Here is a 23,242-nt window from a genome sequence, read left to right as displayed (position 1 = left end):
TCTTACCTCGTGTCGAATAAGTAGCCCATCTGCAGGAGAATCTGAGGATTTTTATAATCCCCCTTACCGATCCCTGCGCCCAACTGAAGAAAGAAATTTCCAAGAAGGAAATCGTAGGTCAAACCCACGTATTGTTGGTTCAAATGAACTTTTTGTCTGTCACGACTTTCGTGTTCTAGATACAAAGCCAATTCTGGACTTTGCTCCGAAACGTAAGAACGAATGATTAAATCCTCGTAGGTCGGGTCCCTGTTCGTGTAACCGGGAAAGGAGGAACCGGAAGGATAATGGTTTTGTCCCCCGCGACCCACCTCTGGTTGGAACGGATCTACTTGGAATTTTCCGAATACGAGAGAAATACTATGCGCAATCACCGGTGTTTTCCAAAAACTATAGCCGATGTCCACCTGACCGCCCCACCAATGCGGATTCCATTTACCGCCGGAAGCGCGAACGACTATGTCCTTGTAGTAATAACCGATATTAAAGTTGATGCTGGCTGGAGAACCGATGGTCGCACCATACACTAAAAAGTCCGTGGACTTCGGCGTTGTGTAAGGTTTTTTATCGTCTTCTTCCTTTCCGAATTTGGATTTACGATCCGGATCTGGAGTCCATTCCGGCGCGGCTTCTCCCTCTCCGTTCTTCTGATCTTTGTACTGAGTCTGCGCAAAGACCGAGGAAAAGGAAACACTGAGTAATAGTATCAGAGCGATTCTGATCAGTTGTTGTATCCTCATCAGAAGCCGAAACTCAATCCTTTCAAAAGAATGGAACCTTCAACGACCACTCGATCGCCCCTGGTCAAACCTTCGATGACATTGACTCGATCCATAGAAGAAATACCCAAGGTTACTTCCCGTCTGGTAAACTCATGCGGAGATTCTTCGACAAAAACGTAATTCTGACCTTCCACCGTAACGATGGAATTGAAAGGAACCACGACCGTATCGCTGTTGGTATCTTCCGGAAACTTCACGCTCGCGAACATACCGGGTTTGAGTTTATAATCGACGTTGTTGATTACGATACGAACTTTTACGGTTCTTGTCATCGGGTCCACGTTGTCGCCGAGCGCTTCCGCTGTTCCGCTCCATTCTTGGCTTGGAAAAGAGGAAAAACGAACCTTCACCTTCTTTCCTTTTCTGAGTTTGGAAAGTTGGGATTCGGGAACGTCGCTGATGATCCATGCATTTTGGGCGCCGGCGCTTCTCAAAAGAGCGGGATTCAGACCGACCGCACGCAGTTTCCCTTCGAATTCCGCTAGTTCCGCGGTGTCGTTGTTCTCTTCCGTTTCTGCTTCGATTAGATCCTTTTCCGTAGCGACCCTATGTTTGAACATGTCCTTGATACGATTGTGATTTTTGATCGAACGGTTCAGGCTGTTTTTTGCGTGAATATAACCCACGTAAAGATCGTTCAAATCTGCGGATTCGAAAAGAATGATTCTTTCCCCGCCGCTATTTGAAGGAGAAGTAGAAGCGATCAAACGAGCTGGAGCTTCCACGCTCACGAAATCTCCCTGTTTGCCGATCTCCATAACCTTGATGATTTGAAGACCGGGACTTCCATCTTTAAACTCGATCCGTTCTCCGTTTTCGCCCACGATCGGTTTATTGGGAGGAAGTTTTGTTTTTTTCGCTCCGTTCCCCAAGCCCATGATCGCGATAATTCCGATAAAGATTGCACCCGCGACCAGACCTAGGACTAGCACACGTTTATTAATAGGTAGTTTCATTTCGTACCTCCTGAATTTGACTCGTTTGTATCCGCACCGTTGCCAGCTCCCGGAACAAGAACACCCGTTCCGACGGAGAAGTTGACGTTTTCTATCGCTTCCATTCTATCCGTCTGAAGACGAAGCATCTCGACGATGCTAGAACGATAGGTTTCAAAAAAATCGGCGAATTCCAATATTGTAATATAACGTTTTTCGTAACTTAGGATCATATCCTGCGAAAGATCGGCGTAATCCTTCGTATAAGTGTTTCTAAAACGACGATACAGTCCGTCTTTTGCCCTTGCCGTAGCGAAAGAAACCGCAACCTCGTTTTCCACTTCCAAGATCTGTTGTTTGAGTTCCTGCTTTTTGGCGAGAATCGCTTTCTGAGCGGCTTTGATATTCCCCTGATTTCTATCGAAAAGAGGAACGGTCAACTGAGCAGTGATCCCCCAATAGTTCTGGAACGCCGTTCCTCCCCGGTTGTACATCGGACCGAAGGAAAGATCCGGAATCGCATTCGCGTATTGAAGATCTAAGTTCGCTTCCTCGTATTTCAAGGATTGAATCGCCTTTTTCAGATCGGGTCTGGATTCTTTCGCCTTTAAAACGAGCTCGTCCAAATTCATACGAGAAGGATTGATCTCGAAAAGAGTGTCTTCGTTCAGAACCGGAACCAGAGAAAGATTTTGATCTCTGATCTTGTCGTCGTTCAAAAGTACCCTGAGATCCGCCTCGCGTTCAACGATCTTTATCTTTAAGTCCTCTCTTTCCTTTTTCAAAAAGAAAAGAAGAGCCTTTAAACGCAGAAGTTCCGCCTGAAGAATCGCCCTTCTTTTATAGGCGAGTTCCGCGGAAGAAACAGTCTTCTCCAATGATATTATACTTTTATCATAGAAGTTGATCGCTTGTCTGTAATAATGGATCGCGTAGAACTGGGTTCTTAATTTCGTAATCAAGGCGCGAGCAAGATCGTAAAATTCTTGTTCGCTGATCTTTGTGTTTAACTCGGCGACCTTAACCCGCTTTCCGATCTTTCCTCCGAGAAGAAAAGTCTGTTGGATCTGAACCACGGTTTGTCCGGAACGGGTCGTATCGAAGTATCTTTGCGTCGGTTCTGCGAAAATACTCTGATCGATAAAGATGTTCGGGTTCGCATAAAGACCGGCTTGTTCGATCCCGGCTTTTTTAACGTCGACCGAGAATCTCGCCGCAATGAGAAGAAGGTTATTCTTCCAGAGCATTGTCTCGGCAGTTTTGAGATCGAATTCCAATTCTCGAACCGGAGGAGCGGCGTTCACTTCCCTGGTTTCGATCGGGCTATCGCTCAATTCTTCGGTGCCTTGACCTTGAATGGAAAAGAAAAAACCGCCAAAAACAATCGTTAAGGCAACGATCCGCCTAACGTCGGCAATTTTTTGAATGAAATTCTGCAACTTTGTACTCCATCTTTTGTGGAAGAACGCGACCGTAAGTATACGAGCGCGACTCCGTTAGACTATCTATAGGATTTTCAATTTAGAAGAAGGATATTAAACGATCGGAGGCGGTAAGTTCAGAAGGAGAGAAGAAAGAAGATAACCGAATTGTCTTTGATGAGCGTTGAACTTTCTCGCGAAGAAAAAATCTTCCGTATTGGAAAGTTCGAAAAAGCCGGAAAAGACGAGATCTAAAAAGTCGTAACGTCCTCTGTGACAGATCGCGAGGTCGTTTGACTCGATTCCCGATTGAATTTCGGAATGAGATTTCTGCTGATTTTGTCCGTGGATTTTTTTGGCAAGAGTGGAATGCAATTCTCCGCTCTTAACGTCCAAAAAGGCAAGATCAAAGGTTCCGTCTTCCTCGCACGGCAATACGATAACCGCGGTTAGAACTAAAATGAGAAACCGATTGATCCACTGGATCTTCATCAGGTCCACGATTCTTAGGTACTACCAGGGTTACAAACGTTTTTCGAGAGTTTATGCTTAAAAATACGGCACCGATTGAAAATTTTGAGGTCTAAACTAGCTTACGGTGCGACGTGTTCCACACGTACTACTGTCCCATTGCGTAGCAAAACCCGAATTTCCTGATCCGGTCTCGCGCCCGGTTTGAACCGGCTGATCGGTCTATTGTAAATAAAGGCTTCGATGCTGTTGGTTCGGTATTGAACCACATCTGGGTTTCCTAAAAATTCTTTTACGAAAATGCGATTTTGGCCCTGTAATGTATCCTTGATTTCGGATCTAAGTCGAAGATTCTTTTCGATTTCGGGATCCAAAGTGGGTTCGCTGTTTTGCGCATTCTCCGTTCCGTTGTTTTGGGAAGAATCGCCGCTTTGAGCGGTTCCGGAACCTAAGAGTTGTTTGAGAACGAGCTTCTCGCACTTTTCCTTATCCCCGAACGTTTCCATACAATCCGCATAGATCTGTTTTGCAGATCCTTTCGGAGGCGGAGTGGTTACGCAGGTAGTTGCAATTCCCGCTACCAACAAAAGCGTTCCGATCGTAAACGCGGATCCTTGAAAACGAGACTTCACCGTTTTCTTCTCCGGCTCGTTTTTCTTTCGGTTCCACCGCCGGAACTGGTTGTAACGCTGACGGTCGCCCCGTTCGAACGATTTCCTCCGTTCCCCATTTCGCCGGAAAGTTCCTGAAAACCGCTGGTGACTTCCTTGCCGATTTTCTTATATTCCCTTTTCTCTTCGGGAGGTTTTGAATTTTCGGAAACTTCCACACGGAACAGAAAGTTCACCACTTCGTTTTTCAGATTTTCGATCGCAACGTCGAACATTCTAAAACCTTGAAGTTTGTATTCCACGAGAGGATTTCTTTCGCTATAACCGACGGTCCAAATTCCTTCGCGCAGATGATCCATGGAATAGAGATGTTCCTTCCAACGATGATCGAGAATATCCAGAAAAATATTTCTTTCGAGAAGTTTCCAGATATCCTTTCCGATGTTTATCGCTCGGTCTTCGTATCTTTGTTTCGCCCCGGCGCTCACCTTTTCGAAAAGTGCAAGTTGAGGATTTTTGGTTTTCTTAAAGTCTTCTTCGTTGATGGAGACATCCAGATCCAACCCTTCGAGCCATTCTTTTAAGGAATCCAAGTTCCAAGCGGACGGATTGTTGCCGTCGCAATGTGTGACGATTTGATTCTCCACCGCTTCTTCGATAAAACCGTTGATGAGAGAGGAGATATCCTCGTTTTCAAGAACCTCGTTTCTCATTTTGTAGATCACGATCCGTTGACGGTTCATCACGTCGTCGTATTCGAGAAGATGTTTACGAATGTCGAAGTTATGACCCTCCACTCTTTTCTGAGCTCTTGCGATCGCGTTGCTCACCATCTTACTTTCGATCTCTTGACCTTCGGGCATGTTGGCCCATTTCATCAAACCGGAGATACGATCGGAACCGAAGATTCTCATCAAGTCGTCTTGCAAAGAAAGATAGAATCTGCTGGAACCCGGATCTCCTTGTCGACCCGAACGACCGCGAAGCTGATTGTCGATCCTTCTGGCTTCGTGTCTTTCCGTTCCGAGAATGTGCAGACCGCCCGCGTTCAAAACTTCTTCGTGATTTTTTTTCCAGATTTTTACGGACGAAAGAATTTCGGACGCGCGTTTTTGTTTCGCGGAAGAATTCATCTGTTGAGACAACACTTCTGCGTTTTCCAAATTCTGTTTTAGAATCGATTCCTTAAACTGACGTACTAGATCGTCGTCTTCTTTCCAGGTTTCGAGATTCTCCTTATAAAGTTGCGCTCCACCGAGAACGATATCGGTTCCCCTTCCCGCCATGTTGGTGGCGATCGTAACCGCACCGGGTTTACCCGCGTTCGCTACGATCTCCGCCTCGCGTTCGTGAAACTTTGCGTTCAATACGTTGTGTTGAATTCCCGCGGCCGCGAGCATTCTGGAAAGAACCTCGGACTTCTCGATGGAAATCGTTCCCACAAGAACGGGTTGTTTTTTGGATTGGAGTTCGCGGATCTCGGCGAGGATCGCGTCGAACTTTTCCTTTTCCGTTCTATAAACTCGGTCCGGAGAATCCTTTCTCTGAACGATCACGTTAGGCGGAATCACGATCACGTCTAGGTTGTAGATCTTTCTGAATTCTTCCGCTTCGGTATCTGCGGTTCCGGTCATACCGGCGAGTTTGTCATACATTCTAAAATAATTTTGGAATGTGATCGACGCGAGTGTTTGGGATTCTTTCGCGATCGTCACGTTTTCCTTTGCTTCCAGAGCCTGGTGAAGACCGTCGGAATAACGACGACCCGCCATCAAACGTCCGGTGAACTCGTCCACGATGATGACCTCTCCGCCTTGAACCACGTAATCCACATCCTTTTGAAAGATACGATGCGCCTTCAAAGCCTGATGAACGTGATGAACCAGATCGACGTTTTCGGGAGCGTATAAGTTTTCGATTCCGAGAATTTCTTCGACGTGGGAAACCCCCTTTTCGGAAAGAAGCACGTTACGCGCCTTTTCGTCCGTTTCGAAGTCTTCGCCTTCGATCAACTTAGGAATGATTTTGTTAATACGAACGTATTTATCCGTCGTTTCGTCCGAAGAACCGGAAATGATCAAAGGAGTTCTCGCTTCGTCGATCAGAATCGAGTCGACCTCGTCCACGATCGCAAAGAAGTGCGCTCTTTGAACCTTGTGATCCTTGTGAGAAACCATATTGTCTCTCAGATAATCGAAACCGTATTCGTTGTTAGTTCCGTATGTGATGTCCGCTGAATAAGCGACCTGTCTTTGTTCGTGATCCATGTCGTGTTGAATCACACCGACGCTGATTCCAAGAAAATCATAGATCGGTTTCATCCAGTTCGCGTCCCGCTTTGCGAGATAGTCGTTCACGGTAACCACGTGAACACCCTTACCCGCAAGCGCGTTCAGATAAACCGCAAGAGTGGAAGTTAAGGTTTTACCCTCGCCCGTTTTCATCTCCGCGATGTTACCGCCGTGAAGAGCGATCCCGCCCATCATCTGAACGTCGAAGTGACGCATTCCCATCGTACGAAGAGAAGCCTCTCGAACCGTAGCAAACGCTTCGGGCAGAATGGAATCCAGGGATTCTCCCTTTGAAATTCTTTCCCGAAACCGAATCGTTTGTGAGGAAAGTTCTCCATCGTCCATCCCTTTCATTCTTTCTTCCAAAGAATTGATCTGAGAGACGATCGGGATAAGTTTTTTTAAATCTCTTTCGAATTTGCTTCCGAGGATTATCCGGAGAATGCTTTGAATCATATCAGTTTTCCGTTTGAGTCGTATTTAAAAATGGCGTATTAAAAAAATGCGGGATCATAGGTCGAGAATCGCATCGAATATTTTACGTCCGGACGTTTCCATCTGAGACCTCAGATTCTCCGTTTCCGGTCCGGGAACCCAACCCGCAGAACGAATAAAATCCGCGTGAACTCCCTTCCAGACGTGGAGCATCGGCGCGGTCACCTCAAGATGACATTGAATGCCGAAAATTCTTTCCTGAAAAGAAAACATCTGATTGGAATACATCTCGCTTTTCAAAAGATGTTTTGCCCCTTTCGGAATCGAGAAAACGTCCTCGTGAAGATGAAACGCGGGAAAGGAAGTTGTTCCGTTCAAAACGGAATGAGATTCCTGAATCTGAACGTCATAGAAACCGACTTCCGGTCCCTTCTCTCCTCGTTTGACCTCTCCTCCGAGAGCTTTGGAAATAATTTGCGAACCGAGACAGATCCCGATCACCTTACGGTTCGGCATCGATGCCGCATAACGCACCAAATTGAACCAAGGTTCGAAAAAATGCGCGAGTTCCGGATCGGCCACGGATTGAGGACCGCCTAACAAAACGATCACGTCGAACACAAGATGCGCGTCCGGTAAAGGTTGAACCCTCGGATCGTATGCGTTGTGGTAGGTGATTCTGTAATTTCTTTCTTTTAAAGAATCGAGAAGAATGCCGGGCCCCTCGCAGTCCTTAAAACGAACGATTAAACTTCTCATGAAGATCCGGCCATCCTTTTGAAAAAAAGCACCTTTGGATCGACGCTAAGCCTTTGAAGATTCGCCTCTTCGCTGATAGGTCCGATAAAATTATAATAAAGAACGAACGGTTTCGTTTTGAAAAGAAGGGTTTCCGGAGTTCCCGTAACGATCGAATTGTTTCGACTTACTCGAAACGGTTTTTTCATCAGAATCGTCGGGACTTGAATTCCGTATTTATGAATCTCTTCTTTTACGAGAGGAATTGCCTTGGTCAAAAGTTCTTCTTCCGACATCGTCTCCGGTTCGTCGAAAAAAAGCGCCGGGTCCACCGCCATATAGAATTGGATCTTCGGATCTTTCTGAATCTCTTGATAGATATAGTTCAGTGCGGGAACTTCCTTGATGCAAGGAACACAATTCGGTCCATACACATTCAGAACCAAACGAGGCGCGGAAACTTCGGAAAGTTTAATCGGTTTACCGTCGAGGGTAATCCCCTGAAAGTCCTGAACTCCCAGATTCGGCTGTTCCGAAGGAGCACAAAAAAGTCCCAAAACGATAAGAATGGAAAAAAGGAAAAATTGGTTCATCAATGATACATAACTTCCGGTAAAAAGGGAGAAAATCGGACGGAAAATGAGTTCCAAATTCATGGATAATACCAGGGGAAAGCCTTCCGTCGCTAAGTTCAAGGAATAAAAAAGAATGTCGGATTTGCCAACGGCTTCATTCTCTGATGCAAGAAACGACTTTCGAGAACCTTCCCATCCTTTGAATTTGTAGGATCTCCCACCCTTCTTATGAGACATAATTTCCAACTTTTCAAAGATTTTTTTTAGAATCTCGAAAAAGAAGTTTCCCCAAATTCAAGCCGATTAACGGTTGACATCCCTCTTTCTCCCGATTTCATGGTATTTTGAAGCTTCTTTCCAATCTATCCAGGGAATCCGAATGAACCAAAATTCAGAATTTGACATCGTCACTCTTATCGAATTAGCGAAACGCAATAAATATGAAAGAGCAGTAGCCGGATTCCATACATTGGACCGTATCGAAAGACTCGAACTGCCCAAAAAAATCAAAGCTAGAAAATTAGCCGTTCAGGCGATGTTCGCACTCGCGAGCGAAGAAGTTCAATACCAATACTTCACAAGAGAAGAAAGAATTCAACTCGATCAAGAAGCAAATCTCAGCAACGCGTCTTATTCAAAATTCAACGGACTTTTCGAAGCGCCTCAAGCTCCGATCGCGGAAGAAGATACCGAAGAGGATTTCATTCCGGAAGAAGCACCACGTCCTATCCTCGATGGGGATGAAGACGAAGATTCTCTCGACAGCGATGACGATGAGGACGAAGAAGATGACGAGGATGAAGACGACGAGGACGATGATGATGACGACGAGGATGAAGACGAAGAACTCGAAGACGATGACGAAGAAGAGGAAGAAGAACCCAAAAAGGAAGAGGACTGAGGGGTTCCTAAGATCATCTACCGGCTCATTTCCAATCCAAACGGCACTTTAAACTTAGAGGAAACCCAATCGGGTTTCCTTTTTCATTCCCGCTTCAATCCTACGTCCGAAGGAGATCGAATCTCCGAACAAATCCCGATCCAACAAACCGATACGGAAACCATTTTGATCTTCGGATTCGGTTTGGGGTATCACGTGGAATCCTATCTCAAACGATCCCCTCGCCCCGTAAACCTTCTCATACTCGAACCCATTGTCGCATTAAAACAAATCGCGGGAAAATTCTCGGACGGAATTTTAAAATCATACATAGAACAAGGTCATAAAATCAAAATGGTATTCGGTTTGGAAGAATTCTTATCCAAACCCTTAACACATTGGCTTTTCGATGGAACGAACAAGGTTTCTCCGTTTATCCATCCGGTTTATTCCAGAAAGTTCAGCGATCTCGCTCTCGGTTTTTTGGATTCTCTCAAAACGGCTTCCGCTTCCGGCAACGCGCAAAACCAAGCGGCAAAGAATTACTTTCAGAAAATCTGGGTTCGCAACGAGGTTCGCAATCTTTCTCGAATATTCGAAAATTCGAATTCTTCATCGATTCTCGTTGGAGCAAAGGAGAATTTTTTTCGGGACCAAACCCTTCTTTTTACGGGCGCGAGCCCTTCCCTCGAAGAGGAAACCGATTGGATTTTGAAAAACCGAAATCGTTTTCATATTCTCGCTTCGGACACTTCTTTGGGTTGGATCTTAAACGCGGGAATCGTTCCGAACGCGGTTTTGAGCATCGATTCTTCAAGAGGAACTCTATTCCATTTTCGGAATATTCTTCCCAAACAAGTCCCCATTCTGACCTGGCTCGGCGGCTCCGCGTATCTGTTCGATCTTCCCAACCCGAAATGGATCTACTTTTCCACACATCCTTTGGATCAGATTCTCAGGTCGCTTTATTTTCCGAACGCTCCGATCCTCGAAAATCCGTCCTTGAATATGGCAGGACTCGCGGTTTCCTTCGCCAAACAGTTGCAATACGGAAGAATGATTCTGAAAGGTGTGGACTTTCAAAGATCCGGCGGCAAAACGCATTGTCGAGGAAGCGGTTACGAAACATACGATCGATCCTTTCTTTCCCGAAAGGAAAGTTTTTCCAAACTCCGATTTCAAAAATCCAAATCCTGGGATCGAAGATTCTCCATTTTAGAGGTCCTAAAAAAAGAATCTCCGGAACTTTTTCTACCCGATCCGTTGTCTGACATTTCAATCGCAGAAACCAAAAAGATCGAGGAGGGTTTGATCGCGGAAGAACCGAAAAAAATCGAGATCGAAAAATGGATTCGATTTTGCGTCGCACATCCGGAATTAGATCTAAAGAACTACTTTTCTCCGCGGATTCTCGGGATTCCTTCGCACTGAATCGGGTTCGTCGGAAGGAGTTATTCTCCAGAAATCGTTATAACCTCTTGACATTTCCACGGAAGCCGAAGCAATTCTCTTTCTAAAGATACTTTCCGAGTTGGGAACAGGGATTATGAATAAAGGTTATATCATTTGTGTCGATGATGAAGTATCGGTGCTGGAAACGATCCAGCAACAACTTAGGAACGAATTCGGAGAAAGCCACGAAATCGAAACCGCGAGTAGCGCGGAAGACGGTCTGGCTCTCATGGAAGAAATCCAAAGTTCCGGTTACGTTATCGAAGTGGTGATCGCCGATCAGGTGATGCCCGGCATGAAAGGTTCTCAGTTTTTGGAGGAAGTTCATAGAAGACTTCCGGACTCGATCAAGATCATGCTTACCGGTCAAGCCGGTCTCGATTCCGCGATCCACGCGATCAACTACGGAGGACTAAGCCGTTATGTGGAAAAACCCTGGAACATCGAAGAACTCACCGGGGACATCCGCTTTTTGATCGAGAAATTCCGCCAAAATTTAGAAAACCAACATTTAATCAATGAACTCAATAGAAAAATCCAAGAACTGGAAGAAGAAAATCAGAAACTCCAGAAAGAATCCTGAAAAAACGAACCGTAATTTTGTGAAATACATTCTCTTTTTTGCATATACCATTCTCCTTTTATTTGCGGCTACATCCGTTACCTCCGCGCCGCATCAGACGAAACCGGTAAAACTTTCCGAAGAACAACTGGTCAAGAAGAAGGAAATTCTTCTTCAGGTTCTTAAGTTCGGAACCACGAAGGAAAGAGCGATGGCTCTTCGGGAACTCGAAGACTTTCCCCCCGAACATTCCGGCGCTCTGATCGATCAGCTAGGTAAGATTTTGGATAAGGACCCGGACTGGATGATGAAGGTCTACGGGATTCGTACCGTTGCCGAGTTAAAACTGACTCAGTTCGAAGACACGATCCTTAAACTTTTAAAAAGCGAACAACTCGACATCCAAAGAGAATCGATCTACGCGACTAAAAAACTGAAAATCGAAAAGGCCGCGCCGATTCTTTTCGAAATCTTAAAAACTCAGGACTTTACGAAGAATTCGAATCTTACCGTTGGACTTTTGGACGCTTTGGGAGAATTTCCACCCAGAGACGAGGCTTCCACTTTTTTACTCGCTCGTCTCAACGAAAATTTCAACGATCCGGAAATCAGAGCTCAGATCGCCCTCTTCTTCGGAAAAAGTAAGGATAAAAAAGCCGAAGGTTCCCTACTCGAAATTTATAAGGATTCCAAGGAACCGATCACTCTCAGAAGTTTTTCCGTAAGTTCATTAGGAAAAATGAAATCGATTTCATCCATGCCTACGATCAAGGAAGAATTGGAAAAGATCCGCAACCTCAAAAGTAAAAACGAGGTGAAGGACTATCAACCTTTGAAGATTCATTCCGTGACCGCGCTCGTTTCCATGGGTGACAAAGATATATTAGAAGAATTGTATGCGTATGCGAGAGACGACGATCCGGTCGTTCGTCTTCGTGCGATCAAACATCTTACGGACACGGGTGATATGTCCGTTCTGGAAATTTTGGAATACAAGGCTCAAAGAGATCCGAGTGAAAAGGTGAAAAAAGCCGCCAAGGCCGCGATCGAAAAATTGAAAAAGGGAGAATCGGGCGGCGACGTGGATTCGAAAGAATCCGACGGTCCTAAGTTTAGACCGGGCAACAAGGAACGACCGATTCGTTCCGCGGATTCTCCGTTACCCGGAACCTCGAATTCCGCTCCCGATAGCGGAACCTCTCCTCCCTCTTCCGGCGGAGGCGGCGGTTCGGGTCCTTCTTCCGGAGGAAGCGGAAAGTCCGAGTCCGAAGACTTGGAGGACTAAGTTTTTGTGCAACTTCCTGAATATTCAAAAAGTGTTGTGGATGTTCGTTCTTCTTTTGGGAATGACCGTCGACTTTCCGGTCTCCGGAAAAACGCTTTTGGCTCAGGAAGTCCACAGAGCCGCGGCTACGTATCGAAGTTCCATCTCCTATTCGGAGCCGAGAGTAGCCGACGTTAAAGAATCCTTATCCGCCTCTTCTCCGAACTTTCCGGATTCATTCAAACTATTCTTCCAAGAACTCAAAGGAAACTACGCGGTCTTTTACGATTGGAACGGCGAGACCGTATATTACAGATATAGAATCAACAAGTTCGATAAATCCAGAGCCAGACAGGTTCGCAAACTCGCCGAAGGCGCCGCTTACGAGGTGCGCGGGAAATGGGAAGGATTGATCGTGTTTCAAGTTTCCACAATTCCTCTTTTTAAAAAGGCCTCCGAAATCACCCTCGCAGAAAAAAAGGAACGATTCTCCATTCCCGTTTTTGATCTTGTAGAATTTCGGGAACTCGCTTTGGATGAAATCATCTACTGATTCTTTTTTATTCTTAGATCGGTTTCGTTCGAAATCGATCTTGAACATTCTGAACCTTCCTTACATACCCGCGTTCTTTTGTTTATTGTTATTTCTTTTTTTTCTAAATGCCTGCGATGAACTGCGCGCGGTCGATCCGTTGGATCCGAATCTTTCGTTTCATTCTCCGGAAACTTCTTTTGTAAGCGACCTTGCGAAGATTCGTTTTCCTGAAAAAGCGGAGGTTCGTAGAATTGGAAACGGCAATCATTGGAAATCGATTCCGACTCAAGGAAGAGCCTGGATGTTGATTCTAAGAGAATGGGAAGGTCATCCTTCCGCCGAAGAACCTTTGGAAAATCTTCTCAAAGAACTTTTTCCGAATTCCAAAAATCTGATTCTTCCCGTCTTCAAGGGACTGAAGACGATCGGCGGCGAAAGAAAGGAAATCATTTCCGGAAATCCCCTGACCGTCCGTTATTTCCTTTTACAAAGACGAGGAAAAATCGTATCGATTTATCTCGGATTCGATTCCGAAAACAAAACGATCTCGGATTTTTTCCAAGATCCGAAAAACTTCATTCAATCTCTTTCATCCGATTCTTTTTAAACTTTCCGAGAAATTCACTTGAAGAACGGGACTTCCTATAAAAACTGGAGACACTCCGGGCCTATAGCTCAGTTGGTTAGAGCGGCAGACTCATAATCTGCGGGTCGAAGGTTCAAGTCCTTCTGGGCCCATAAGAGTAAAATTCTTTCTCGAAAATTCACAATCATTCAACACAAACCAAGTCGCCCAGATGGACTTGAAGATTTCTTGCGAGAGCATTTTGAGCTTCCGTAAGAAGCGAAAAAATGCGAGGTGAATCCATGGATGGATGAGCCCGCAAGAAATACGCCGTGGAGCAAAGTCTCACAGGATGTGAGACTGCGTAACGGCAAGTCCGTTCTCGAAAGGTTCAGAAGAACTCAGCAAATTCCTCCCTATGGGTCGGAATTTATCTTCTGGGCCCTTAAGAGTAAAATTCTTTCTCGAAAATTCACAATCATTCAACACAAACCAAGTCGCCCAGATGGACTTGAAGATTTCTTGCGAGAGCATTTTGAGCTTCCGTAAGAAGCGAAAAAATGCGAGGTGAATCCATGGATGGATGAGCCCGCAAGAAATACGCCGTGGAGCAAAGTCTCACAGGATGTGAGACTGCGGAACGGCAAGTCCGCTCTCGAAAGGTTCAGAAGAACTCAGCAAATTCCTCCGATGGTCGGAATTTATCTTCTGGGCCCACACGAGTAAAACTTTCCACTAAACGAAATCAATTACGATCAAATTATCGAACGCACGGATTTCTAAATTCATATCGATATACTATATTCATGGAAACGAATTTACTGAATTCCCGCTTACTCAAAGAAATAAAAAAATACAAAGGCAGTCTTAAAAAGATAGAAGATTATTTAAAACAAGGGGCGGACGCAAACTGCAAGACCGGAGAATTCGGAGGCAGAGACGATTGGGACAATTCTCCCCTACACGTTGCCGTAGATACGGAACGTCTCGATATCGTGGATTTACTTTTAGAACACAAGGCGGCCATCAACGGAAAAAACCGAGAAGGTTATACTCCGATTTACAAAATTCCTTGGAAACGAAAGGAAGGGTTCTGTCTATTACAATTTTTGCATACAAAGGGCGCCGATCTGAACGCCGTGAACAATTCCGGAATTTCGTTGATCCATTACGCGGCCCTGCAGGATAACATTCCGATTCTTGAATATCTTCTTGAAAACGGACTTGATTTGAATCGTCAGAACAATCACGGAGAAACTCCCTTACATTGGACCGTACACTATCATTGTTTGGAAAGCGCTCGATATCTATTAAGCCGAAACGCAAAAATTAACGTTCAAAATGGAAAAGGAAATACCGTATTGCATGAAGCCGCATTACGAGATTACGATAAATTGATCTCCTTGTTTTTCGAATACGGCGCGGATCCTGCGATCAAGAATGGTGGAGATAAAATAGCGAAGGACCTTGCGGAAAAAGAAAAAACGAAACGAATCCTGGTCGGCGATTACGCTCCGATCCAAGACCTTGAACTTCAAAAACACGTTCAGAGAATCTGGATCGATCAAAAAGATCTTTTAGCCATACTTCGAAACGAAATTCAAAAGAAGATCCAAGATACTTGGCTTGCAATCGACTATAAAAATCTAAAACAAACCGTTTTAGAATCTCTTCAAATCTTAAAAAAGAATCTGGAAATGAACTTTCCGGATACGCCCGCGATTGTTTTCGAATGGGGAGGAGAAACGCAAATACCCTACGGTGGTTACGCTTTCGCACGCGGTTATTCTCAGTTCGAAGTTTTAAAAGAATCGGTTCGATTCGAAAGCGAACACTGCGAATTTGAAGACGGAGAGGACGAAATCGACTTTTCGGATGCGTTCGAGGGAATCGATGCTTTGCTGAAATCCTGCGATGGAAACGAATATCCGATCGTCAAAAAACTCTACGGTTCCTTTCTTTCCGTTTTGTTAAACGAAGTCTTTTTCGAAATTTTTCCGGCGGACCCGATGCGGTTTTGGTCTTTCTTCGGTTGCGAACACGATCAAGATCCGTTTCTGTTGTTTCGTTCGGAATCGTAAAATGCAGTCCGTTTATGAAATCCGATTTGAAACCGCGTCACAAGTTAGGAACGGGAATCGCCGAACAAAAGATTCTCGTTCAAATCAAAAAAGTTGAATATTCAAATTCGATACGAATGACTTCGCTTAACAATCGTTCGTTACTCGGCCCTAAAGAAACGTATCGTAAATTTTTTTCGTAAAATCCAAATTCCCGCCAAACACGATCATACGGAAACAAGCGGAATTTAAAACGACTTCGAAACGCAGTCGAGACTAAGACGCAAATTTCAATTGAACTTCGAATATTTGAATCATTTTCTCAAAATATTTCGCTTAAAAAGAATCAAAATCTCTTAAATCCAGGTTGGCAGAGGAGATTTTACCGGCGATTCTGGCCGTAGTATGGCTGAACTCCTGGAAAAAAAACCTGCGACTCGTAAAAGAAGAGGCAAAAGCGGACTTAACGTAGCGGCTGACGACATTTTTATTTTTCCGATTCCCGATTATACGTATAAGTTTTTGGAAAAGGTATGGTCCTCCTTCGTAAACAAGATCGTCGCATTAACCTTTACCAACAACCAACCCATGTTCAACTATGCGGTTTTCGAAGCGATCCAAGATAAGAACCTAAAGATCGTAACCTCTTCCACACATTTTAAAATGAAAGAGGTAGCGACCCGGATCGGACTCAAAGACATTCAAGAATTCATCAACCGTACCCTTCCCGTTTCCATCCAAGACGCGGACAATCTTTCCGCGAACTTTATCCGCGAAGCGATCATCGCGGTGGAAACCAAAAAACGTCCTGAAGTCGTTTTCAGCAGTCTCAAGGACGAAAAGATTCACCCGAACCTAAGACATCTTCTTTCCGGAACGATGAACTATGCCGCGGGAATTCCTCTTTTCGTAAAAGGAAATCCGATCGGAATGATCTGGGGAATCCGAAGAGACAGGATGACCGACGAACAAAGGGAAGAAGTCAAGGAACAGTTGAGTTCTCTCTACGACGTAGTCGATTTTGTTGTCGCTCGAGAGATGGACAACAAGGCCGATCCTTATATCGCAAAGAAGAATATAGAAAAGGCCGATCTTCATTCCTACGCAAAACATCTTTATTATACGAGAACCGGAGGCCAACAACATCCGGTGACCTCGATCATCTTCGATTGTCATACGTACAACTGTTCTTATAGACTCGATGCGAGTTACATCATTCCTTCCAGCAACGGTTTTTCGGTGAGTTTGAAGCGATTCGAACCGGAAAAAACGAACGATACGGGAAAGATTCTTCTTTTGATCCCCGGATTTTTCTGTCGCCGTTCGGTGATGGACAAGGTCGCCCGGGAGATGGCTCTGAAATACGGATACAGAGTATTCTCCATGGATATGAGAGGTCGCTCGAGACAAACCCTACCTTATAACGGAATCAAAGAAGGCTGGACCATCGACGATTTTATCCAAGAGGACTTTCCTGCGGTTCTCAACTGGATCCGAGAAAGTTTTCCAAAAGAAAAGATCGTGGTAATGGGGCACAGTATGGGCGGAATGATTCCCCGTTATTACACCGCCGCATACGAAACCTTTATCGCAAAGTATCCGCAAAGTAAGGTTCCTCTTCCCGATCCGAAAGAAGCGATCTCCGGAATCATATCCGTAACGTCTCCGAACTTCGTCTCGGTGGGAACGAACATTCCGGGAATGAACGCTATCAAAACCGGACTCAGTTTGTTGCCCGCAAAATCCATTTCGGATTTTATATTCGACCTGACTACATTCTCCCTTCAATCCACTCTTCCAACGGTCGACCTCAATAAATTCTTTAAGTTTTTGTTGGGTTTACATTCTTCCCTGAGAACTGTTTCTTTCGAACTCAGTACGAAGGTCGTGAACCTCAGAGACTTCGTAGGTTACAGACAAATTTCTCCGCCGGAATGGTATTTTCTAATCGAGGATATTTTCTGCGAAGAGTCCACAAAAGTAATTTTGCAATTCATCCGTTCTCAACTGAGCAAGGATCACGCGTTTTTCTCTTTCGACGGTTCGATCAATTACACCGAGCTACAAAAAAATTTCCAATTACCGATTTATTCCGTTTTAGGTACCTTGGATAAAATCGTTCCCGTGGATTCGGTTGAAGAAGAATTGAAAGCGCTCCCTTCGACGAACAATCAAATCGTAAAGTTCGATCAAGGACATTTGGGAATTTTATTTCACATGCCAACGGTTCGGGAAATGTGCGCCGGTTTTCATGAATGGATTCAGAAACTGGATTGATTTCCTCGGTAAAGCATTTGACACCAAAGGTTTGCAAAGATAGCCTCCAAAGGGAATGGATCTTGTAGAAGCAAAAATTTCAGACATTTCTCTGACAAACGTTGGGTTCGCCGTTTTTCTAAAAACCAAGGATGATTCCGATTCCAGAGTGGTTCCGATTTTTATCGGACCCTTGGAAACCCATTCCATCACTTCGGTTCTGGACGGAACCAAACCACCGAGACCGATGACTCACGATTTGATGACCGTCCTTCTCACCACCTTAAACGTAAGCATCATTAAAATTTCGATCGAAGAAATCATAGACAACACCTTTTACGCGAAAATCACCCTTCGTAAGGACGAGGACGTAATCATTCTCGACGCAAGACCGAGCGATTCCATCGCCTTGGCGCTTCGTGCAAACGCTCCGATCTATCTCGCAAAAAAAGTGATCGAAGAAGCCGGGATCGAAATGAAAGACGAAGAGATTCCGGGAGAATCGATCGCGCGGGAAAAAATTTCCCAACTTCCGAAAACCCAATTGGAAATTCTGCAGGAATCCCTGAACAACGCGCTCAAAACGGAAGATTATGAAACAGCCGCAAGAATCCGGGATCAGATCAAAAAGTTGATCGAGAATTCCTAATTTTCCTGATACAGTTTAAAAAAGAGACGACTTAGAACCGGCTTAGGTTCTACAATCATCGATCTAAATCATTTCGAAGACCGAAAGGAGAATCAGATTGGAAAAGTTATTGATGGATATTCTAAACGCGGGAATCGCCCTATTTCAAAACGGTGAAGGGAAAATCAAACAGTCTCTAACCGAATTAGATAAGATCTACCAAGAGCTACGGGAAAAGGGAGAAGCGAACCAAACCGACAAAGCCAATCAGGTTCGGGAACTTCTCAACAAGACCGTTCAAGACGCCACGGAAATTCTTTCCAACGGCGGAGAAGGCAGACAACAAGCTCTTGCAAAACTTCAGGAGAATTTCATTCGTCTTTCCGCGGAGATAGAATCTTCCATTCCGGATCAATTCAAGGCCGCGGCGAAGAATACTCTCGACGAGTTGAAACACCTCTTGAGTAAAAAACAATAACTCTCTTTTTCGAAAATGTTGAGACAAGGCAGGTGGCTTGAAAGACTATTGTCTTCAGGTCATTCTACCTCGTATGAATAAAATATCCTTCGTCCTATTCTTTACCGTCTTCATAGATATGATGGGGTTCTCCGTAATCTTCCCTATCTTCCCCGAAACGCTTAAAATCTTTCTCGCAAAATCCGGCGATCCCGTTCTCGACAAGTTTACGGACTTCACGAGAATTCTCATGGAAGCTTCTTCCGGAGATTGGTCCTTGTTCGTCGCTCTTTTCGGAGGAATCGTAGCGAGTCTTTATTCTTTGCTTCAGTTTGCGTTCGCTCCGATTTGGGGAAGAATTTCGGATCGTGTCGGTAGAAAGCCGGTCCTCGTTTTTACGAGCTTGGGAAGTTTTTTCGGCTATGCTGTTTGGCTTTTCTCGGGAAGTTTTTCGTTGTTCGTTTTTTCCAGAGTGATCACCGGGATGATGGGCGGAAATATTTCCGTAGCCTCCGCGGCGATGGCGGATATCACCAGCGAAAAGGATCGAGCCAAAGGAATGGGACTCATCGGCGCAGGCGTGGGTTTGGGTTTTATCGCGGGTCCTCCCACGGGCGGATTGTTTGCAAAGGCGGACTTGAGCTTTTTGGAACTTGCATTTCCCGATCTTACATTCACCGTGTTTCCAGCGTCGGCGCTTGCCGCGGCTACGATCGCGCTTTTGAATCTTCTTATGATCGTTTTCTGGTTTAAGGAAACTCTCAACGTAAAGGATCGCGCGTCTTCCGAAACGAAAAAGATTCATCCGATCATCGGAGTTTTTACTTCGCAAAACAGAGAAGTCGTTTTGTATTCCCTTCTCTATTTCGTTTTTGTTTTCGCGTTTTCCGGTTTCGAATTCTCGATCAATTTTTATCTGAGCCAATTCTTAAAGTACAGCCCCGCGGAAATTGGTTTTACCTTCGTTTATATCGGGATGATCATCGTTCTGATTCAAGGCGGAGTTTTTCGAAGACTTTCGGGAAAGGTAAAGGAAACAAGACTGGTTCGAGCCGGTTCGCTTTTTTTGATCGTAGGGTTTTCCCTTCTGTATTTCGTATCGAATTCGTATCAGCTTTTTATCGCGTTGACCTTCTTGGCCTCGGGAAGTGCGTTGTTACACCCTTCCCTTTCCACGTTAGTCTCTCTTGTATCGAATAAGGAAGAACAGGGAACCAATCTCGGAATGTTCCGCAGTTTGGCGTCTTTGGGACGGGGTCTTGCACCTTTTGCGTTCTGTTTGATTTATTTCAGCAAAGGCCCGGCGATTTCGTTCCTAACGTCTGGATGTATCTGTCTTTTGTTTTTATTGTTTATCTGGAAACTAAAACAACCCGGCCACGGACATTCTTAAAGAATCGTTTTGAGTGCGGTGGACAATCTTTCGAAGTGAAGCGATTCTTCCAGCTTACTGCCGTTTTCCAAACGAAGTAAGAACATATCCCGAACACTACCCGAATCGGTGACCGCCTTAAACGAAAGAATATCGATCCCGTATAAAAACAAAAGCTGAGAAACCTCGAATATGATTCCGGGCCTATCCTTCATTCTAAGATCCATCACGGTACAATCGCTTCCGTGAGAATTGAATAAGAACAATTCGATCGGATGTCTTTCCTTGTTCTTCAGATATTCCGCCTTATCCGGAAATCGTTCCAGATAACTCAAAACGGAAACTCCTTGGAAAAACATCTCCTTCAGATCCGAATGAATCGTCTGAAGCATATCGTCCGTCATCGGAAGTTGATCCACGTTTTTGATGATGAATATGTCGCTGATATAACCGTCTTGAGAGGTTTCCGCGACCGCTTCTTCGATCGTCCAACCTCTTACAAAAAGCGCGGCCGTAACTCTATAGATGATTCCGATTTCGTTGTTGGAAATGTTGACCTTCAACGCATAGGAACCGCCCCTTGGAATACAAGAGATATGTACGGAAGATTCTGTAGATGTTTGGATCATAGCGGTTCCCTCGAATACATTCTGTTTATTTCTAAAGCATTCTCCCGTAAATATAAACCGGTACGGGAGCGCTCTTTATAAGAATGCAAGAAGTGTGCCGCTTGTTTAGAGCGCGAACTTAACGCCGACGTTGGCGGAATAAATCTTTTCGGAAACCATTCCTTCCACCAAAACTTTGAAGGTAAGAAGGTTCAACTCAACCCCACCGATCAGATAGTTCATACTATCCTTGGCTTTTGCGTCACCGTGTGTGCGTATTGCAAGATTTCCAGTCGAAGTTGCGGAATATCCTTTTAAGAAATCATAAGGCAACCCTGCGGCGGCCGCGTCCAGGGTGAGTGCGAAGGGTCCGCTCACTGCAAGACTCAAAGTCGAATTACCGGAATTCTGACTCATACCCGCGCCGACAAACACGGTGAGAAAATAAAACAAACGAACCCCGGTGCGAATGTCGATCGGTAAGGATTCGGATTTGGATCTGTAACCTAAAGCGAAGTCCGCGTCCCAACGTCCGCTTGCAGGACCGAAAGCGATCTTTGGAATCGAAGTGGGAGAATAACCCATGTTCATCTCTTCGGTCTTACGATGAAAACCGATTCCCAAACTGAGTCCGGTAAAACCGAAGAAGTCTAAGCGCGTATAACGTTCTTTGATCAGTTGAAAACGAACCGTAGCTCCGAAGGAATTATAAACTCCCGAGAATTTATACTGATCGGATTGATTATTGAGACTTCTCAAATCTCCTTGATCGAGTTTGCCTTGAAACCCGTGGACATAGATATTGATTCTATGCAGGAAACTTCTTCCCGGAGCATCCTTATCGTCTTCCTTTTCTTTTTGATCCGCAGGTCCTTGCATCAACAACCAACCCAGATTGACTCCGGCCATCAAAGTCGGAGTGATCGAAGCTCCTCCGTTCGGAAGATTCGGAAGCGTTACGCCGGCGTATTGGATTTGAACGTCCTGGTTTTTAACACCGGCGGCGGAAGCTCCCGCTCCGATCTGGAAACGATTGATCGTTCCCGGACCCATCATGGAAGAATTGATCGTAGTCAACAAAGCCGCGTCCGACATGGACTTTACGACTTCGTTTAAGTATTTAGTTCGAATTTCGTTTTCCAACCCGTTGAACTGGGTGGAAATGCTGGAAGGAATGATCGCACAAGCCTGGCCCGTACAGGTGACTTGTGCAGTTAAAGAACCCGCCGGAACAGTCAGTCCGGCAATGGAAAGTATTAAAATAGGAAGAATTCTTCCTACAATCAAGTTGCGGCAGGTATTCATCGTTTTCCCGTTTCATTCGACGGGAACTCTTGGAAATTTATTTCAGAGTCCCAGGCTTCTGCCTATGATCTCTTTCATGATTTCCGTCGTTCCCGCGTAAATTGTCTGGATTCTCGCGTCCAGATACGCTCTGGCAATCGGATACTCCATCATATAACCATAACCGCCGAAGAACTGCAAACATTCATCCGTATGACGTTTTTGCATCTCCGTGGAATACCACTTCACCATAGAGGCTTCCGCAGTATCCGATTTTCCGGCCAAGGCATTCAGAGTCACCTTATCGGCGAAAGTACGGCACATTTCAAGTTCGGTTGCCATCTCAGCCATCTTAAACTTGATATGCTGAAAGGATCCGATTTTTTTACCGAATGCCTGTCTTTCTTTGATGTATTGAAGGGTCATCTTCTGAACGAGAGCGGTAGCTTCCACGGCCGCAAGTCCTAAGACCAAACGTTCCGTAGCCAACTTCTGCATCAAATATCGAAAACCCTGTCCTTGTTTACCGATCAGGTTTTCCTTCGGAACGACCACGTCATTGTAGTATAGTTCCGAAGTGTCCTGAGCTTTCAAACCGAGCTTTTCGAGTCTTCTTCCTCTTTCAAAACCCTTCATTCCCTCTTCCACCATGAGGAGGGACATCGTGCCATTATCATGTTTAACAGCCGTGATCACTAAATTTGCCAACTGTCCGTTGGAAATGAAGGTTTTTTGACCGTTTACAACGTAATGATCCCCTTTATCCACCGCGGTAGTTCGGATTCCTTTGAGGTCAGAACCGGCACCGGGCTCGGTCATCGCGATCGCAAGAATACTGTCCCCACTCGCACAACCGGGCAACCAACGTTTTTTCTGAGCGTCGTCTGCATAGGTCGAGATATAAGGCGCGATCACGTCGTTGTGTAAGGAGATAAAAAATCCGCTGTTTCCCACTTTCGCGGATTCTTCTATTATGATTACATTATATAGAAAATCAGCGTCGGATCCGCCGTATTCGGAAGGAATGTTCGGACAAAGTAAACCGCTCGCTCCTGCCTTT

General features: G+C 45.0%; 22 protein-coding genes and 1 tRNA gene (1 of these 23 only partly in view). 12 read left to right on the top strand and 11 right to left on the bottom strand.

Annotated elements, in window-relative coordinates:
* Positions 1-2 precede the first annotated feature (2 nt).
* The 8 genes from CH367_RS08290 to CH367_RS08255 all read right to left on the bottom strand — a co-directional run bounded on the left by CH367_RS08290 (position 3) and on the right by CH367_RS08255 (position 8,340).
* Positions 3-740 carry a hypothetical protein gene (locus tag CH367_RS08290; protein ID WP_208861979.1) on the bottom strand — a complete coding sequence of 246 codons (738 nt, stop codon included), beginning with the start codon at positions 738-740 and terminating at the stop codon, positions 3-5.
* Positions 740-1,738: an efflux RND transporter periplasmic adaptor subunit gene (locus CH367_RS08285; RefSeq protein ID WP_100761985.1), complete on the bottom strand. Its 999-nt coding sequence runs from the start codon at positions 1,736-1,738 to the stop codon at positions 740-742. The genes CH367_RS08290 and CH367_RS08285 overlap by 1 nt, the downstream gene beginning before the upstream one ends.
* The gene (locus CH367_RS08280) at positions 1,735-3,102 is read right to left on the bottom strand and encodes a TolC family protein (protein ID WP_244284522.1); all 1,368 of its coding nucleotides are present in this window, start codon (positions 3,100-3,102) and stop codon (positions 1,735-1,737) included. The genes CH367_RS08285 and CH367_RS08280 overlap by 4 nt, the downstream gene beginning before the upstream one ends.
* A 150-nt stretch (positions 3,103-3,252) precedes the next feature.
* On the bottom strand, positions 3,253-3,630 hold the full coding sequence (locus CH367_RS08275) for a hypothetical protein (RefSeq protein WP_100761984.1): 378 nt from the start codon (positions 3,628-3,630) through the stop codon (positions 3,253-3,255).
* A gap of 101 nt (positions 3,631-3,731) precedes the next feature.
* Entirely contained in the window at positions 3,732-4,181 is a 450-nt protein-coding gene (locus CH367_RS08270) for a hypothetical protein (protein WP_208861983.1), read from the bottom strand.
* A 56-nt stretch (positions 4,182-4,237) separates the two neighbouring features.
* Entirely contained in the window at positions 4,238-6,967 is a 2,730-nt protein-coding gene (gene secA / locus CH367_RS08265; protein WP_100761983.1) for a preprotein translocase subunit SecA, read from the bottom strand.
* A gap of 54 nt (positions 6,968-7,021) precedes the next feature.
* Positions 7,022-7,705, bottom strand: coding sequence for a type 1 glutamine amidotransferase (locus CH367_RS08260; protein WP_100761982.1), 684 nt, complete (start codon positions 7,703-7,705; stop codon positions 7,022-7,024).
* Complete coding sequence (locus CH367_RS08255; protein ID WP_100762101.1) at positions 7,702-8,340, bottom strand: TlpA family protein disulfide reductase; 639 nt, start codon at positions 8,338-8,340, stop codon at positions 7,702-7,704. The genes CH367_RS08260 and CH367_RS08255 overlap by 4 nt, the downstream gene beginning before the upstream one ends.
* A 229-nt stretch (positions 8,341-8,569) precedes the next feature.
* Here CH367_RS08255 and CH367_RS08250 point away from each other — a divergent pair, with 229 nt between their 5' ends.
* The 12 genes from CH367_RS08250 to CH367_RS08195 all read left to right on the top strand — a co-directional run bounded on the left by CH367_RS08250 (position 8,570) and on the right by CH367_RS08195 (position 20,311).
* Entirely contained in the window at positions 8,570-9,160 is a 591-nt protein-coding gene (locus tag CH367_RS08250) for a DNA primase (RefSeq protein WP_100761981.1), read from the top strand.
* Positions 9,161-9,325: 165 nt separating this feature from the next.
* Entirely contained in the window at positions 9,326-10,570 is a 1,245-nt protein-coding gene (locus tag CH367_RS08245; RefSeq protein WP_100761980.1) for a 6-hydroxymethylpterin diphosphokinase MptE-like protein, read from the top strand.
* Between the two features lie 115 nt (positions 10,571-10,685).
* Positions 10,686-11,174 carry a response regulator gene (locus tag CH367_RS08240; protein WP_100761979.1) on the top strand — a complete coding sequence of 163 codons (489 nt, stop codon included), beginning with the start codon at positions 10,686-10,688 and terminating at the stop codon, positions 11,172-11,174.
* Positions 11,110-12,438 carry a HEAT repeat domain-containing protein gene (locus tag CH367_RS08235; RefSeq protein WP_100761978.1) on the top strand — a complete coding sequence of 443 codons (1,329 nt, stop codon included), beginning with the start codon at positions 11,110-11,112 and terminating at the stop codon, positions 12,436-12,438. Before CH367_RS08240 ends, CH367_RS08235 begins: the two co-directional genes overlap by 65 nt.
* Positions 12,439-12,442: 4 nt before the next feature.
* Complete coding sequence (locus CH367_RS08230) at positions 12,443-12,970, top strand: LIC_11959 family protein (RefSeq protein ID WP_100761977.1); 528 nt, start codon at positions 12,443-12,445, stop codon at positions 12,968-12,970.
* A complete protein-coding gene (locus CH367_RS08225; RefSeq protein ID WP_100761976.1) occupies positions 12,954-13,559 on the top strand; it encodes an acyltransferase in 606 nt (201 codons plus the stop codon). The genes CH367_RS08230 and CH367_RS08225 overlap by 17 nt, the downstream gene beginning before the upstream one ends.
* 57 nt (positions 13,560-13,616) lie before the next feature.
* A tRNA-Ile gene (locus CH367_RS08220) sits at positions 13,617-13,690 on the top strand.
* A gap of 633 nt (positions 13,691-14,323) precedes the next feature.
* Positions 14,324-15,598 carry an ankyrin repeat domain-containing protein gene (locus CH367_RS08215; protein ID WP_100761975.1) on the top strand — a complete coding sequence of 425 codons (1,275 nt, stop codon included), beginning with the start codon at positions 14,324-14,326 and terminating at the stop codon, positions 15,596-15,598.
* Between the two features lie 384 nt (positions 15,599-15,982).
* On the top strand, positions 15,983-17,854 hold the full coding sequence (locus CH367_RS08210; RefSeq protein ID WP_100761974.1) for an alpha/beta hydrolase: 1,872 nt from the start codon (positions 15,983-15,985) through the stop codon (positions 17,852-17,854).
* 55 nt (positions 17,855-17,909) lie between these two features.
* Positions 17,910-18,482 carry a bifunctional nuclease family protein gene (locus CH367_RS08205; RefSeq protein WP_010575028.1) on the top strand — a complete coding sequence of 191 codons (573 nt, stop codon included), beginning with the start codon at positions 17,910-17,912 and terminating at the stop codon, positions 18,480-18,482.
* Between the two features lie 97 nt (positions 18,483-18,579).
* Positions 18,580-18,939, top strand: coding sequence for a phasin-related domain-containing protein (locus CH367_RS08200; RefSeq protein ID WP_425268809.1), 360 nt, complete (start codon positions 18,580-18,582; stop codon positions 18,937-18,939).
* A 73-nt stretch (positions 18,940-19,012) separates the two neighbouring features.
* The gene (locus tag CH367_RS08195) at positions 19,013-20,311 is read left to right on the top strand and encodes an MFS transporter (RefSeq protein ID WP_100762099.1); all 1,299 of its coding nucleotides are present in this window, start codon (positions 19,013-19,015) and stop codon (positions 20,309-20,311) included.
* On the opposite strand, the gene CH367_RS08190 is transcribed toward CH367_RS08195, so the two are convergent.
* From CH367_RS08190 to CH367_RS08180, 3 genes are all read right to left on the bottom strand, one after another.
* The gene (locus CH367_RS08190) at positions 20,308-20,919 is read right to left on the bottom strand and encodes a hypothetical protein (protein WP_100761973.1); all 612 of its coding nucleotides are present in this window, start codon (positions 20,917-20,919) and stop codon (positions 20,308-20,310) included. The genes CH367_RS08195 and CH367_RS08190 overlap by 4 nt on opposite strands.
* A gap of 105 nt (positions 20,920-21,024) precedes the next feature.
* Positions 21,025-22,203 carry an Lsa36 family surface (lipo)protein gene (locus tag CH367_RS08185; RefSeq protein ID WP_100761972.1) on the bottom strand — a complete coding sequence of 393 codons (1,179 nt, stop codon included), beginning with the start codon at positions 22,201-22,203 and terminating at the stop codon, positions 21,025-21,027.
* A 42-nt stretch (positions 22,204-22,245) separates the two neighbouring features.
* Positions 22,246-23,242: the 3' portion of an acyl-CoA dehydrogenase family protein gene (locus tag CH367_RS08180; protein WP_100761971.1), read on the bottom strand. The gene runs 134 nt beyond the window's last position; 997 of the gene's 1,131 nt are visible here — the last part of the coding sequence; the start codon falls outside the window, past its right edge; the stop codon is at positions 22,246-22,248.

The organism is Leptospira barantonii (genome assembly GCF_002811925.1).
Taxonomy (GTDB): Bacteria; Spirochaetota; Leptospiria; order Leptospirales; family Leptospiraceae; genus Leptospira; species Leptospira barantonii.
This window is presented reverse-complemented; position numbering and strand designations above follow the sequence as displayed.

Bases quoted from the DNA above. Each gene is read 5' to 3' on its own strand.
- CH367_RS08185 (WP_100761972.1), bottom strand. From the start codon at position 22,203: ATGAATACCTGCCGCAACTTGATTGTAGGAAGAATTCTTCCTATTTTA.
- CH367_RS08215 (WP_100761975.1), top strand. From the start codon at position 14,324: ATGGAAACGAATTTACTGAATTCCCGCTTACTCAAAGAAATAAAAAAA.
- CH367_RS08195 (WP_100762099.1), top strand. From the start codon at position 19,013: ATGAATAAAATATCCTTCGTCCTATTCTTTACCGTCTTCATAGATATG.
- CH367_RS08190 (WP_100761973.1), bottom strand. From the start codon at position 20,919: ATGATCCAAACATCTACAGAATCTTCCGTACATATCTCTTGTATTCCA.
- CH367_RS08285 (WP_100761985.1), bottom strand. From the start codon at position 1,738: ATGAAACTACCTATTAATAAACGTGTGCTAGTCCTAGGTCTGGTCGCG.
- CH367_RS08240 (WP_100761979.1), top strand. From the start codon at position 10,686: ATGAATAAAGGTTATATCATTTGTGTCGATGATGAAGTATCGGTGCTG.
- secA (WP_100761983.1), bottom strand. From the start codon at position 6,967: ATGATTCAAAGCATTCTCCGGATAATCCTCGGAAGCAAATTCGAAAGA.
- CH367_RS08275 (WP_100761984.1), bottom strand. From the start codon at position 3,630: ATGAAGATCCAGTGGATCAATCGGTTTCTCATTTTAGTTCTAACCGCG.
- CH367_RS08290 (WP_208861979.1), bottom strand. From the start codon at position 740: ATGAGGATACAACAACTGATCAGAATCGCTCTGATACTATTACTCAGT.
- CH367_RS08225 (WP_100761976.1), top strand. From the start codon at position 12,954: ATGAAATCATCTACTGATTCTTTTTTATTCTTAGATCGGTTTCGTTCG.
- CH367_RS08205 (WP_010575028.1), top strand. From the start codon at position 17,910: ATGGATCTTGTAGAAGCAAAAATTTCAGACATTTCTCTGACAAACGTT.
- CH367_RS08210 (WP_100761974.1), top strand. From the start codon at position 15,983: ATGGCTGAACTCCTGGAAAAAAAACCTGCGACTCGTAAAAGAAGAGGC.
- CH367_RS08255 (WP_100762101.1), bottom strand. From the start codon at position 8,340: ATGAATTTGGAACTCATTTTCCGTCCGATTTTCTCCCTTTTTACCGGA.
- CH367_RS08235 (WP_100761978.1), top strand. From the start codon at position 11,110: ATGAACTCAATAGAAAAATCCAAGAACTGGAAGAAGAAAATCAGAAAC.
- CH367_RS08260 (WP_100761982.1), bottom strand. From the start codon at position 7,705: ATGAGAAGTTTAATCGTTCGTTTTAAGGACTGCGAGGGGCCCGGCATT.